13 protein-coding genes, 1 pseudogene and 1 other annotated feature are annotated in these 12,235 nt (G+C 25.7%); of the genes and pseudogenes, 10 read left to right on the top strand and 4 right to left on the bottom strand.

Annotated features, from left to right (window positions below; all coding sequences use genetic code 11):
• Together ACRDDE_RS05240 and ACRDDE_RS05235 are read left to right on the top strand one after the other, a co-directional pair.
• Positions 1 to 314, top strand: a 314-nt coding sequence (locus ACRDDE_RS05240; RefSeq protein WP_438626030.1) for a MarR family winged helix-turn-helix transcriptional regulator, incomplete at its 5' end; no start/stop codon positions are given.
• A 49-nt stretch (positions 315 to 363) separates the two neighbouring features.
• A complete protein-coding gene (locus ACRDDE_RS05235) occupies positions 364 to 1,152 on the top strand; it encodes a nitroreductase family protein (protein ID WP_438626029.1) in 789 nt (262 codons plus the stop codon).
• Between the two features lie 84 nt (positions 1,153 to 1,236).
• On the opposite strand, the gene ACRDDE_RS05230 is transcribed toward ACRDDE_RS05235, so the two are convergent.
• Positions 1,237 to 1,644 (bottom strand): hypothetical protein, encoded by a 408-nt coding sequence (locus ACRDDE_RS05230; protein ID WP_438626028.1) that lies wholly within the window; start codon positions 1,642 to 1,644, stop codon positions 1,237 to 1,239.
• Between the two features lie 212 nt (positions 1,645 to 1,856).
• The gene (locus tag ACRDDE_RS05225; RefSeq protein ID WP_438626027.1) at positions 1,857 to 2,315 is read right to left on the bottom strand and encodes a MarR family winged helix-turn-helix transcriptional regulator; all 459 of its coding nucleotides are present in this window, start codon (positions 2,313 to 2,315) and stop codon (positions 1,857 to 1,859) included.
• 140 nt (positions 2,316 to 2,455) lie between these two features.
• Between ACRDDE_RS05225 and ACRDDE_RS05220 the strand changes: the two genes are divergently transcribed.
• Positions 2,456 to 2,968 carry a DUF3189 family protein gene (locus tag ACRDDE_RS05220; protein WP_438626025.1) on the top strand — a complete coding sequence of 171 codons (513 nt, stop codon included), beginning with the start codon at positions 2,456 to 2,458 and terminating at the stop codon, positions 2,966 to 2,968.
• A 50-nt stretch (positions 2,969 to 3,018) separates the two neighbouring features.
• On the opposite strand, the gene ACRDDE_RS05215 is transcribed toward ACRDDE_RS05220, so the two are convergent.
• Positions 3,019 to 3,504, bottom strand: coding sequence for a DUF2798 domain-containing protein (locus tag ACRDDE_RS05215; RefSeq protein ID WP_438626024.1), 486 nt, complete (start codon positions 3,502 to 3,504; stop codon positions 3,019 to 3,021).
• A 159-nt stretch (positions 3,505 to 3,663) separates the two neighbouring features.
• Here ACRDDE_RS05215 and ACRDDE_RS05210 point away from each other — a divergent pair, with 159 nt between their 5' ends.
• The 6 genes from ACRDDE_RS05210 to ACRDDE_RS05185 all read left to right on the top strand — a co-directional run bounded on the left by ACRDDE_RS05210 (position 3,664) and on the right by ACRDDE_RS05185 (position 9,770).
• Complete coding sequence (locus ACRDDE_RS05210; protein ID WP_438626023.1) at positions 3,664 to 4,098, top strand: MarR family winged helix-turn-helix transcriptional regulator; 435 nt, start codon at positions 3,664 to 3,666, stop codon at positions 4,096 to 4,098.
• A gap of 78 nt (positions 4,099 to 4,176) precedes the next feature.
• Positions 4,177 to 4,929, top strand: a complete 753-nt coding sequence (locus tag ACRDDE_RS05205) for a hypothetical protein (RefSeq protein ID WP_438626022.1) — start codon at positions 4,177 to 4,179, stop codon at positions 4,927 to 4,929.
• Between the two features lie 196 nt (positions 4,930 to 5,125).
• Complete coding sequence (locus ACRDDE_RS05200; protein ID WP_438626021.1) at positions 5,126 to 5,980, top strand: MerR family transcriptional regulator; 855 nt, start codon at positions 5,126 to 5,128, stop codon at positions 5,978 to 5,980.
• Positions 5,967 to 6,638 (top strand): methyltransferase family protein, encoded by a 672-nt coding sequence (locus tag ACRDDE_RS05195; RefSeq protein ID WP_438626020.1) that lies wholly within the window; start codon positions 5,967 to 5,969, stop codon positions 6,636 to 6,638. The genes ACRDDE_RS05200 and ACRDDE_RS05195 overlap by 14 nt, the downstream gene beginning before the upstream one ends.
• A 497-nt stretch (positions 6,639 to 7,135) precedes the next feature.
• Positions 7,136 to 8,662: a M4 family metallopeptidase gene (locus tag ACRDDE_RS05190; RefSeq protein WP_438626018.1), complete on the top strand. Its 1,527-nt coding sequence runs from the start codon at positions 7,136 to 7,138 to the stop codon at positions 8,660 to 8,662.
• Positions 8,663 to 8,801: 139 nt separating this feature from the next.
• Positions 8,802 to 9,057: a binding site (T-box leader), on the top strand.
• 146 nt (positions 9,058 to 9,203) lie between these two features.
• Positions 9,204 to 9,770 (top strand): tryptophan transporter, encoded by a 567-nt coding sequence (locus ACRDDE_RS05185; protein ID WP_438626017.1) that lies wholly within the window; start codon positions 9,204 to 9,206, stop codon positions 9,768 to 9,770.
• A 70-nt stretch (positions 9,771 to 9,840) separates the two neighbouring features.
• Here ACRDDE_RS05185 and ACRDDE_RS05180 read toward each other — a convergent pair whose 3' ends face one another.
• Entirely contained in the window at positions 9,841 to 11,190 is a 1,350-nt protein-coding gene (locus tag ACRDDE_RS05180) for a GntP family permease (protein ID WP_438626016.1), read from the bottom strand.
• 400 nt (positions 11,191 to 11,590) lie between these two features.
• Here ACRDDE_RS05180 and ACRDDE_RS05175 point away from each other — a divergent pair.
• Positions 11,591 to 12,235 (top strand): annotated as a pseudogene (locus tag ACRDDE_RS05175) (WD40/YVTN/BNR-like repeat-containing protein); the annotation flags it as partial.

The raw sequence follows: 12,235 nt of genomic DNA, 5'->3' as shown, positions 1-12,235 counted from the left end.
TTCTGTGGGAACATAAAAAATTACCTTTTAAAGAAATAAGTTCTAAGTTAAAAATGAAGACTGGTACATTGACTCCTATTTTAAATAAATTGGAAAGTAACGGATATTTAGAAAAAGTTAAAGATGAAAATGATGATAGAAAAATTTATATAGTTGTTACTAAAAAAGGATTAGAAATTGAATGCAAAGCAAAAGATATTCCAAGAAGAATAGCAGAAAATCTTAATTTAGCAGAAGAGGACTATATAAAATACCTTCATGAGTTTGATGATTTAGTAAAAAAATTAGATTGTATAGAAAAATATATTAAATAGATAAATGTAAATAAGTATTATTTTATTACTTATGCAGAGGTGATTAAAAATGGAATTTAATAATAATTGGATAGAGGCTGTAAGCTATAGAACCTCAAGAAGAGCATATATAAATAAGCAATTAGAAATAAAAGCTATAAATAAAATAAAAGAATTAATTTATAAAATAAATGAAGAAACTGGATTAAATTTTCAATTTATAGAAGATTGTTCAAAGTTATTCAAAGGATTTTCAGCATCATATGGAATAATAAAAGGATTAAATTCATGTATAGCTTTAGTAGGAAATAAAAGTATAGATAACTATAAAACTAAAGTTGGATATTATGGAGAAATGTTAGTACTAGAATCAACTTATATGAATTTAGGAACTTGTTGGATAGGTGGAACTTACGATAAAAATGAATGTAAAAAATATATAGATATAAATCAAGATGAAGAATTAATTTGTGTAATAGCAGTAGGTGAAGTTTTAGAAGATAAAAGTATAAGAGAAAAGCTAATTTCTAAAATGAACAAAAGTAAAAAATCTTTTGATCAAATATTATTAGAAAAAGATACTGAATTATTACCAAGTTGGATAAAAGAAGGAATTGAGTTTGTAATAAAAGCACCGTCTGCATTAAATAAGCAGCCAGTAGGGTATTCGTTTGTAGATAATGAAATAAAAGCTTATAAAGTATCAGATAAGTATGGATATGAAGATATTGATTTAGGAATCTCTATGTTGCACTTTGAGTTAGGTGCAAAGGGCCAAAATCACAATGGTAATTGGAACTATATAAATGGTGCAAAAATTTATATTAATATACATAAAAAACAAGATTGTATAAATTAAAAATATACAATCTTGTTTTTGTTATTGAAGTTTAGATATAAGCTCCAATTTTTAATTTAATAAAGTTAAAATTAAAAATAAATATTATGATGCTTTTGCTAATATATCCTCAGTTATTCTTTTTTTAGTTAATTTATCTTTCACAAAACCAAAGAAAGTTGTAATAAAAATAGCTCCTGTTACCATTATAGAAATATTCCATGGCATAAATGATTTATTCATAGTCATTATTACATTAACTCTGAACCAATTTTGAAAAGGAAGACCTATTCCAAGTAAAACTGCAAAGAAGAGAATTTTTCTTATTAATTTTTTTCCCTTCATTTTCTTTATTTGGCTATTAACAAATAGTCTTAAAGATCCTACTCCACAACCAACAAAAAAGAATATTACTAAAAATGATTTTATGCTTTCATTTAATAAAAATGCTTTTGAAATTAAAGATAGAGCAATTAAGAATGTACATCCCATTACAATGTATGATTTTTTCAATAGTTTTCACCTCAACAATTTTTATATTTAACTTATATTTAGCAAGTAATTTTGAGAATTTTAAAATTACTTGCTTTGATATTTTCATAGTATATTAATTAATTAGGTAACCTAACTATTAATATGCTAACATGGTTATAATAATTAGTCAACATTAAATAGCTTAGATTTATTAAATTAAAAAATAGTAGACCAAAATAGAAATTTACTTTCTATTTTGGTCTACTATACCATTCAGTAAAATAGATGTTAACTATATCTAATAATTCAATTAATAATTTGCTTTTTTCTTCTCCTAATATTTCTATAACTCCAGAAAATAAAGAATTAAAGTATTTTTTTAAATCCTGTACTATTTTTTTACCCTCATCAGTTAAAGTTATTTCAATAAATCTTTTATCATTTTGATTAATATGTTTTTCCAAATAACCTTTATTAATTAAATTTTTTACGAATTCAGTTGTACTGGGAGAAGTAATAGATAGATTTTTACTAATTTCTGAAATGTTAACTTTACATTTTTTTTCCTCATGAAGAAATTCTACACAAAGCAAAACTCGAGCTTCACTTTTTTTTATTCCCATTATAGTTTGATTATGTCTTTCAATTCTTGCTAAGTTTTCAAACGTGTCTATAAATTTTTTTATATCTATATTTGATTGTTTATTCAAAGAAATTCACCTCATTGAGTATATGTTAATTTATTATAATAAATTTGTCCATGTATTTATAAGTTTTTATTTTAATATTTACATATAATGCATATACTACATTTGTTGAAAAAACAAATAATGAGAAAATAGGTGATTTAATGATATACATATATAATTGTTACGGAGGGACTCATTCCTCTATAATAGCAGTTGCGTACCACTTGGAAATGTTAGATGAGAATCGAGAACCAACTAAGGATGAAATATTGAATCTACCTAACTTTAATAAGCTGGTATATGGAAATCGTGGAGAACTTTTTCATTATGGAAGTGATAAAGATGGGAATGAAGTTTATGCTATGGGAAGAGGGCGTTCAAAAATTCTAATTCCTGGATTATACAATTTAGCATCTATGCTACATAAACAAAATTTATTAGAAGAAAAAATAATATTTTCTAACACCTCACCAACAGTTCCAGTACCAATGACACTTGGAGGATTGTTTTCTAGATGGCTAAAGATTGATTTTATAGGAGTTTCGTTACTTATAAAGGGAGTAAAAAAATCATATAAAGATGTTATACAGCTTGTAAATGACACAAAGAGAATAGCAAATGAAGATAAAGAAACTGTAATTATTTTAGACAATAAAGATGTTAAGAAAAAATAGCTTTAATCCAAATTTAAAGGATTAGGGCTATTTTTATATTAACTTAATTATTACACAGCTTTTCTTTGATCATCAATATGTGAAATAGGATGAAATAGCTTAAAGAATAAAAATCTCATTAAAGGTGATACAATTAGTAAGTTTAAAGGTATTGCAAATATAAAATTTGTAAACATAGCAATAATATAAGCATAAATGAAGTTTGAAGATAATCCTATATTAGTAACTACTCCGAATAATGACATCCAAATAACCATACCGCATCCTGTAAAAAATGACATACAGACTCCTACTTTTACCATACTATCATTTGGTTTTAATATTTTACTTGAAATAAATTTTACAATCTTACCAACTATGAATATATCTCCTATTAGTGCATATACAAAAGCTAGAGGGAATCCCATTAATGCATGCTTAAATATATTTAATGAAAAACCTTCAATTATAGCTATATTATAGCAACTCATAATAAACACCATTGTTGTACATATCATCAATATAAATATAAAATGTTCTTTTTTGTTTTTAAACAATTTAAATACCTCTCTTTTCTTATTATTGTCAACTTAGTTGACTAAAGTATGATATCACCTTTGAACTAAAAATGTCAACTAAGTTTACTAAAATTATATTGTTTATTTGTAAATTTATATATAATATATAAAGAGATTTAATAAAAAAGGAGTATTAATATGAATTCAAATTTTCAGAGTTTAAATATAATAGATTTAATAAGTGAAAAGCATGCAAAGCTTAGAAAAATGGTTATAGAAACTTGGGTTGAAATGGGGGAAGAAAGAGTTACTGATACAGAATCATATATGCTTGCCCTGATTGAAAAAGATAAATTAACCGTGGCACAGATTGGAAGGATAATAGGTATATCACGTCAAGGTGCTCATAAATGTGCAAAAGGTCTAATTGAAAGAGACTACATCATGATAGAAAATAAAGATGTAAATTCTAGAGATAAGGTGCTTTGTTTAACTGAAAAGGGATTTAGGTTTTGTAAAGAAACATTAATTTTAAAAGAGAAATTTCAAAATGAAATTATAAATTCTATAGGTGAAGAGAAATTTCAAATATTAAAAGATTGTTTAATCCAAAATTGGTTTGAGACTTATTAACATAAAGAATCTATAGTTCATAGTATATTAGTAAATGTCATATTATGCGAAATATATTTTTAAAAGGAGTGCCTAAGTATGAACAAAGAAACTGCTATGATTGTAGATATACCCTTTAATACAGACACAAACCCGTTTTGGCCAGAATTTGATGACAGATTTATTGATGTAAAAAAACAATCAAAAATAAAAGAATGGATTGATTATAGAATAGATATATTTATGAAATATACGGGAAAAAGTTTGATGAATCAAACAAATCAAGAATTTAAATGTGTTGTGAGATATGCAAAAGAAAGTGAGAGTTTAATATTTGATGCATTATCTAAATATCCAAAACTTCCTGAAAATATAATTTTTACAGATGATGGAGATAGTTATATAGAAAAATTAATAGATGGATATAAATATATTTATCATATTAGGATAGATAGTGATAATATATTTTCTAGCAATTATATAGAAGAATTAAGCAAGATTAAATATTATGAAGAACTACAATGTATATTAAGTCAAAATGGATATTTATATGATTCAAATGAAAATAGATTAGCTGATATGTTTCACACATCCCCTTCAGTTTATGCACTTGTATATACAGTAGACGATTTTATATGTGGATTCCAACATCGCTTAGAAAACAGCCATTGGGGTGCAGTTAAATTAGTAAAAGAAGTTATTGAAACACATAGTTATGCATTAATTACTCATAAAAAAAATATTGATAATAACTTTGATCTTATACTTGAAGTAGGATATCCACTTATAAGAACGAAAGAACTATTTGGTGAAGAAAAAGATATAATTTTAAAAGAGTTTAATTTAATATAAAAAAATTTAATTATTAAAGTAGAAGGCTAGTTATCAAATGATAATGATTCTTCTACTTTTTAGTTTTTTTAATAATATATATAAAAATTTGAACAATAATAATTAAAGTAATCAACAAATTGGTAATTTTAAACTTAAAATTTAAATTGACTCCATCCTTAGGATGGAGTTTATAATAAATCTACGGAGGATGAAGATGGAAAATCAAATTTTAATAGGGGATTTTGTTAAATTAACTAATAGTACATTAAAAACTGTTTTGTATTATCATAAAATTGGATTATTGAAGGAACCTAAAAGATTAAAAAGTGGATATAGTCTATACGGAGCAGAAGAACTTAATCAAATGAGAATGATAAAGCACTTAAAAAATTTAGGGTTAGATTTGAAGCAAATAAAAGAAATTTTGGGACATGCAGAGGATAATAAAAACATTACAGAGGTACTCCAGTCACTACATTCTGAATTATTGATTGAAAAAAAGAAAATAGATGATCAAATTTCTAAAATTGAAATTTTATTAAACAAACAAGTTGAAGATGTAGAGGAAACTTTATTTGAATCTAGCTCATTTAGAGCTATTACAGAAACATTAAATCAAGATCAATTTGAAAGTTATAAAAATTCACATGAAGATTTATTCAAACAGCAACGTAATATATTTGGGGTTATGGATGATTTTCAGTGGGGAAAAAACTACAAAGAAAATTTTAGTGAAATGGCAAAATATTTTAAATTAAATCCTAAAAAATATGAAGTAGCATTAGAATTAGGTAAGAGATTATTTAAACTAAAATATATGTCAGTAGATGATCCAGAAATTGAAAAACTTGCTAAAGAGGGATCGGAATTTATAAAAAATGAACCGATTTTAAAAGAAATGCTTTATGAAAAAGATGGATTTGAAATTACTAATGAAAATCTATTTGATGAAGTATCAAATAAGTTTTTATCACCAGCACAAATAAAACATAAAAAACTTATACAAAAATATTTAGACTATAACTCTGTAAATAAAAAAGAGGGAGGAAACATTATTGAAAAAAAATAACAAATCAAAGAAAAATTTATTTACGGTGCCAATTATACTTACTGTATTTATGTGGATTATTTTATTTATTCCAGCGGGATCTATAAAATTTTGGGAAGGGTGGATTTTTTGGTCTGGATTTTCTATAATTACTTTTTTTATAACTTTTTATTTTATTAAAAAGAATCCAGAATTTTTATCAAGACGTGCAAAAGTTAAGCAAACAAAAGAAAGTATAAAGACACCTTTAATTTTAAAAGCATATTATTTGGCATTTATTTTACCTGGAATTGATTTTAGATTTTATTGGTCAAATGTAGAACTATGGATTGTAATTTTATCAAATATTATTGTATTTGCATCATACATATTTATATTCTATGTTTTTAAGAAAAATAGTTATGCATCTACAGTTATACAAGTTGAGAATGAGCAAAATGTTATATCATCTGGGCCATATGCAGTAGTTCGTCATCCTATGTATTTAGGCATGGTAATAATGTCATTGTTTATGCCTATTGCACTTGGTTCTTATATTTCAATTATACCTATGTTTTTTATAATTCCAATAACTATAATTAGGATAAAAAATGAAGAAGAAATGCTTTTAAAAAATCTTAATGGATATAAAAATTATTGTTCAAAAATAAAATATCGTCTAATACCTTTTATTTGGTAAATTTAACAATTGATTTTTATGGCTTGTACTTAAGTGTATAAGCCATTTTTAGATTAACTATCTATAGATAAAGTTAGCAATCTAAATATTTTTTTCTGGAAATAGTTGACAATCTAACTATACGTATATAATATCTATATTGAAAGACTAACATAATTATGTTAAAGTAATAACCAAAATTTTGTATACAAAATCATTTTCAAAAAGAAACAAATCTTTTATTTTCAATCTTTTACTAATAAAATAAATAAAAATATATATTTTTTAAGTATTAATTTGTTGTTTATATAATTAATATAGACAATTTTTATATTATTTTTTATACCAAACTGTATTCTAAAAGCATTCCTCTTAAATTTTTACAAAAACAAAAACTTCAAAATTGACAGTCTGAAGGCTTAACTAATATTTTTTATGCATTAATTTAATGTTATTTAAGTGAGGGTTAAAATTTTCAAAAGTATTAATTAAAAATTTAACAAGGGAGATGGATTTTAATGTTTAAAAGAAATTTAGCTATTTTAACAATTGCGGGTTTATCATGCGGATTTTTAGCACCTACAGTAAGTTTTGCAGATAGTCAAACTAAGGAAGAATTGCCTCAAGCTTATAATGTTACAGCGGATAAAGATTTAAAAGATGTATTAAAAAATGTATCTGAAGATTACAAAGTAAAAGACAATGCAGATCAATATGAATTAGTTAAAAAAGAAAAAGATGACTTAGGATTTACTCACTATACTCTAAAACCTAAAGCTGATGGTTATTTTGCAGATAAAGCTGAGGTTAAGATACACACAGATAAAGATGGAAAAGTTGTTTTTGTAAATGGGGATTTAGATCAAGGTAAATTGGAAGTTAAAAATGAAACTAAAATAGATAAAGATAAAGCTATTGAGTTAGCTTTTAAATCAATAGAAAAATCACGTGATGAAGTTAAAAACTTATCAGGTGAAGATACAATCCAAGATGCTAAAATTGTTGTTGATGAAAAAACTAATAGAGCTGTATATGCTTTAGATTTATCATATTCTGTTCCAGAGCCTGCTCATTGGTTAATTAAAGTAGATGCAGAAAATGGTAGTATAGTTGAAAAACAAAATGTTTTAGAAGAAGCAACTCAAGCAACAGGTACTGGAATTGGTTCAGATGGACAAATTAAAAACTTAAAAATAACTGAAGATAATGGTAAATATCAATTAGTGGATACTACTCATAAAGGTCAAATAATAACTAAAAGTTTCGAAGCTTTTAAAGGTGATACAACAGTTGGAAATATTATTACAAATATAAAAAACTTCTTCGATCAAGATAAAGCAGCTGTAGATGCTCACTATTTTACAGATCAAGTTTATAACTACTACAAAGATACTCATAATAGAGAAAGTTATGATGGGAATGGATCAGATATAAATTCTTATGTTCATGTTCCTGAAGAGGATGGAAGTAGTATGAGTAATGCTTACTGGAATGGCGTAGAGATGAGTTATGGTGATGGAAATAAAACAACAGAAAATGCTTTTACAGCAGCAAATGACGTTGTTGCACATGAGATAACACATGGGGTTACATCATCATCAGCAGATCTAGTTTACCAATATCAACCAGGAGCATTAAATGAATCATTCTCAGATGTATTTGGTTATTTTGTAGATAGTGATGACTGGCAAATGGGAGAAGATTTATATAAAACACCTGGTGAAGCTATAAGAGACTTACAAGATCCTACAAAACATGGACAACCAGCAAATATGAAAGACTATAAAAACTATAGTATATATTATGATAGAGGTGGAGTTCATATAAATAGTGGTATACCTAATAAAGCAGCATATAACACTATAACTAAAATAGGTAAAGAAAAAGCAGAGAAAATATATTATAGAGCTCTTACTCAATACTTAACAAGACAATCACAATTTAAAGATGCTAAAAGTTCTTTAGTTCAATCAGCAAAAGACCTTTATGGAGATCAAGTAGCTAATGATGTTAAAGCTGCATGGGATCAAGTTGGAGTAAAATAATCCAAAGTCTTAAAATAAATTAGTAAACTTTTTAATATATACCTCATATAAATAAATCATATTAATTATATATGAGTAGTTATTAAAAAATAAATTGACAAATAAAGTTGTATAGAATATTATTTTAAATAACTTTAATATAAATCCTAAGAAAAGGGATAGTAGCTAAATTTAGGTTCAATATAGAGAGCTGAGGATGGTGTAATCTTGGCAAGAAGTGATTTAGTGAATGGGCCTTTGAGGAGTAAATTGAAATCGCAGTATGTGAGAGTAGACTTTACCGTGTGTCGCACGTTATAGCGAATAGGGTATGATAGTACCTGAAATTGAGCGATGTACAAATGATTTTTTTGTACATAAATTAGGTGGCAACGCGGATAGACTCCGTCCTATTAATATAGGACGGAGTTTTTTAATTCCCAAAAATTAAAGGTGGTGATAAATATGATGTGAATAAGTATCTCAAAAGACAGCGATTTATATCATTGGAAATTTACAATGAAAAATAATAACTATTTAAAAAAAATAGGAGGACATAATTATGAAAACAAATACAAGAAAATTAGTTTTAAATTCGCTATTATTAGCGATTGGGCTACTATTGCATCAAATAACACCAACTATCGGCTTGCCAATTCAGCCAGATATGACATTAATAATGTTATTTACAATAATTATTTTAAATAAAGATGATTATAAAACTTCACTTGTATGTGGAGTTGTAACTGGAATTTTTACAGCATTGACTACAAAGTTTCCTGGAGGACAATTCCCGAATATATTAGATAAAGTTATTACAACAAATATAATATATGTTTTAGTATTTATTATGTATAAGTTCCCATTTATAAAAAATTTTAAAGAAAAAACTCAAGACTTTGTAATATCCTTAATAATATTACCAATAGGAACATTAGTAAGCGGAACAACTTTTTTATTATCTGCATTAGTTTTAGTAGGATTACCTGGGACGTTCAAATCATTATTTTTAGTAGCAGTAGTTCCTGCAGTTTTAATTAATTTAGTTTGTGGATTGTTTTTAATAAAGGTAGTAAGTGTTTCTGTAAAAAGGATAGGATATAAGGACTTAAAAAGTATAAGTAAATAAGTTTTTAAAACATTAAATTATTTTTATATAAGAAGAGATATTAAAAAAATAATAATCTCTTCTTATATAATTAAACTGCAAATTTAAGAGAAATTAATATTACAACTATAGCGGTTGTTAAAATAGGTATAACTACAGAAGTGACAAAAATATCTTTATAAGATTCTTTGTGAGTTAATCCGCAAATAGCAAGTGTGGTAATTACCGCTCCATTATGAGGAAGAGTATCTAATCCACCAGAAGAAAGAGAAGCTATTCTGTGGAGAATTTCAGGAGAAATATTTAAAGCATGACTCATTTGTAAATAAGTAGGTGCAAGTGCATCGAGGGATATTCCAAGTCCTCCTGAAGCTGAAGCTGTAAGTCCACAAATCAAGTTTACTGATAAAGCTTCTGATATTATTGGATTTGATGAAATACCGAAAATAAATGTTTGAATAACGCTAAATACTGCCAATGATTTTATAACACTTCCATATCCAACAATTGCGCTTGAATTAAGAAGTGGTCTGAAGGAATTAGAAACACCTATATCTAGAACTGATTTTAAATTTTTTATGTTTTTGTAGTTAGTTAATATTATAAATAAATCAGCTAGAACTATTGCAATTATAACACTCCAAGTTCCAGAAACATTACTTAAAGTAGTATTAAAGATACTTAAATATTCGCCGTTTATATTTTCATAATAAACTTTTGAAAAGAACAAATTAGTAATGAAAATTATAATTATAGGGGTAACAGCTCTAAATATATTAGGTGAATTCTCATAATTTTCCTCAATAGAACTATGATTATGCTTGCCGTAACCTTCGTTATTTTTCCTAGCAGATTTAACACGCTTAGTAAGCCATAACATTCCCAATGTTAGCATTAAGATACTTGCAAAAACTCCTATAATAGGGGCTGCGAATGTATCTGTTCCAAAGTATTTCATGGGTATAACATTTTGAATTTCTGGAGAGCCAGGCATAGCTGTCATCGTAAAAGTAAATGCACCTAGAGCTATAGTTCCAGGAATAAGTCTTTTAGGAATATCAGCTTCTTTAAATAACATAGATGCAATTGGATAAAGTATAAATGCAACAACAAATAATGAAACCCCTCCATATGTAAGAAGTGATCCAGATAGAACAACAGCTAATACAGATTTATTTTTTCCGAGTTTCTTAGTTATAAAATGAGCTATAGATTTTGCATATCCAGCTTCCTCCATTAATTTTGCAAAAACCGCACCGGTCATAAAAAGAGGGAAGTAGTTTTTTATAAAATTTGCAAATCCAACCATATATACTTCTGTATAATTCGCCATTAGATGGCTGTCAAATCCTGTAGTAAGAATTATTGTTAATATAGAAACTATTGGGGCCGTTATTATTGTTGAGTAACCTTTATAAGCTAGGTACATTATAAGTATCAATGATAAAATTAATCCTGAGATGCTAAACATTATTAATCAATGTCATAAAAATTATGACAATCTCCTTTCGTTATTTTATAAGGTATATGAATACCTATTTATTTTACCCGGTAAAAAATATATAAAACATTAATAATAATGATAATGATTTCTAGTTTTGAAAATTAATCTAAAAAGCAACTTTTATACTCTATTAAGCGCATGTCATAAAATAAGTAAAATATAGTGCTATAATTTATGTGCAAGATATATAAATAATTTGCAATTTTGATTAGGGGTGATTAATATTTTTAGGAAAAATGTTAAAAAAATATTTATTTCTTTAATAACAAATCCAATATTGATAGTTTTGTATTGGGCATTTTGTTATGAATTATCTTCATTATGTATGTATGGAAGAATGAATAATAATATTTACGTCTTTTTTATATGCCTATTATTGATAATATGTATAGTTTTATTTACTATATTTAAAGTTACAAAAAACAAATACTATAAATACAGTAAAACAATTAAATTTAAATATATTTTTATTATAATTATTTTAACGATAACATCATTTTACGGAGTTAAAATATACAAGAGCTCAGTAAATTATGGAGGAAAGTTATCCTGGGTTATAGAACGATTAAAAAATGAAAGAAAAGTAAAATTTGAAAATAATAATATATATGAAGATGGTGTTGGAGGTATATTTGAAGACATTAATAAAAAATATAAGTTGCCAAAAGAATTGTATATGTCAGATAACTTTTCATTAAAATTTAAACCAGATGGGACAATTACATCTTTTGATACATTTATATATGGAAAAGATGATAAAGGGAAAGAAAAAAGTTATTTAATAAGCTATGATAAAAATAAGTCTAAGGATATTACATTAATTTTAAATGGTTATGCTAATCCTAAATATAACTATGATAAATTATTAAACCCATTAATCGAAACAGTTAAAGTTATTCCGGTTAAGGAAACTGTTGATAAGTGGAATCAAGGTAGTTATGGATTAGTTTACTATGGAAAAAGAAATTGGGGATATAATTCG

Source organism: Paraclostridium sp., assembly GCF_051656405.1.
Lineage (GTDB): Bacteria > Bacillota > Clostridia > Peptostreptococcales > Peptostreptococcaceae > Paraclostridium.
Note: the sequence above shows the minus strand (reverse complement) of the source record. Positions and strands in the feature narration are given on the sequence as shown.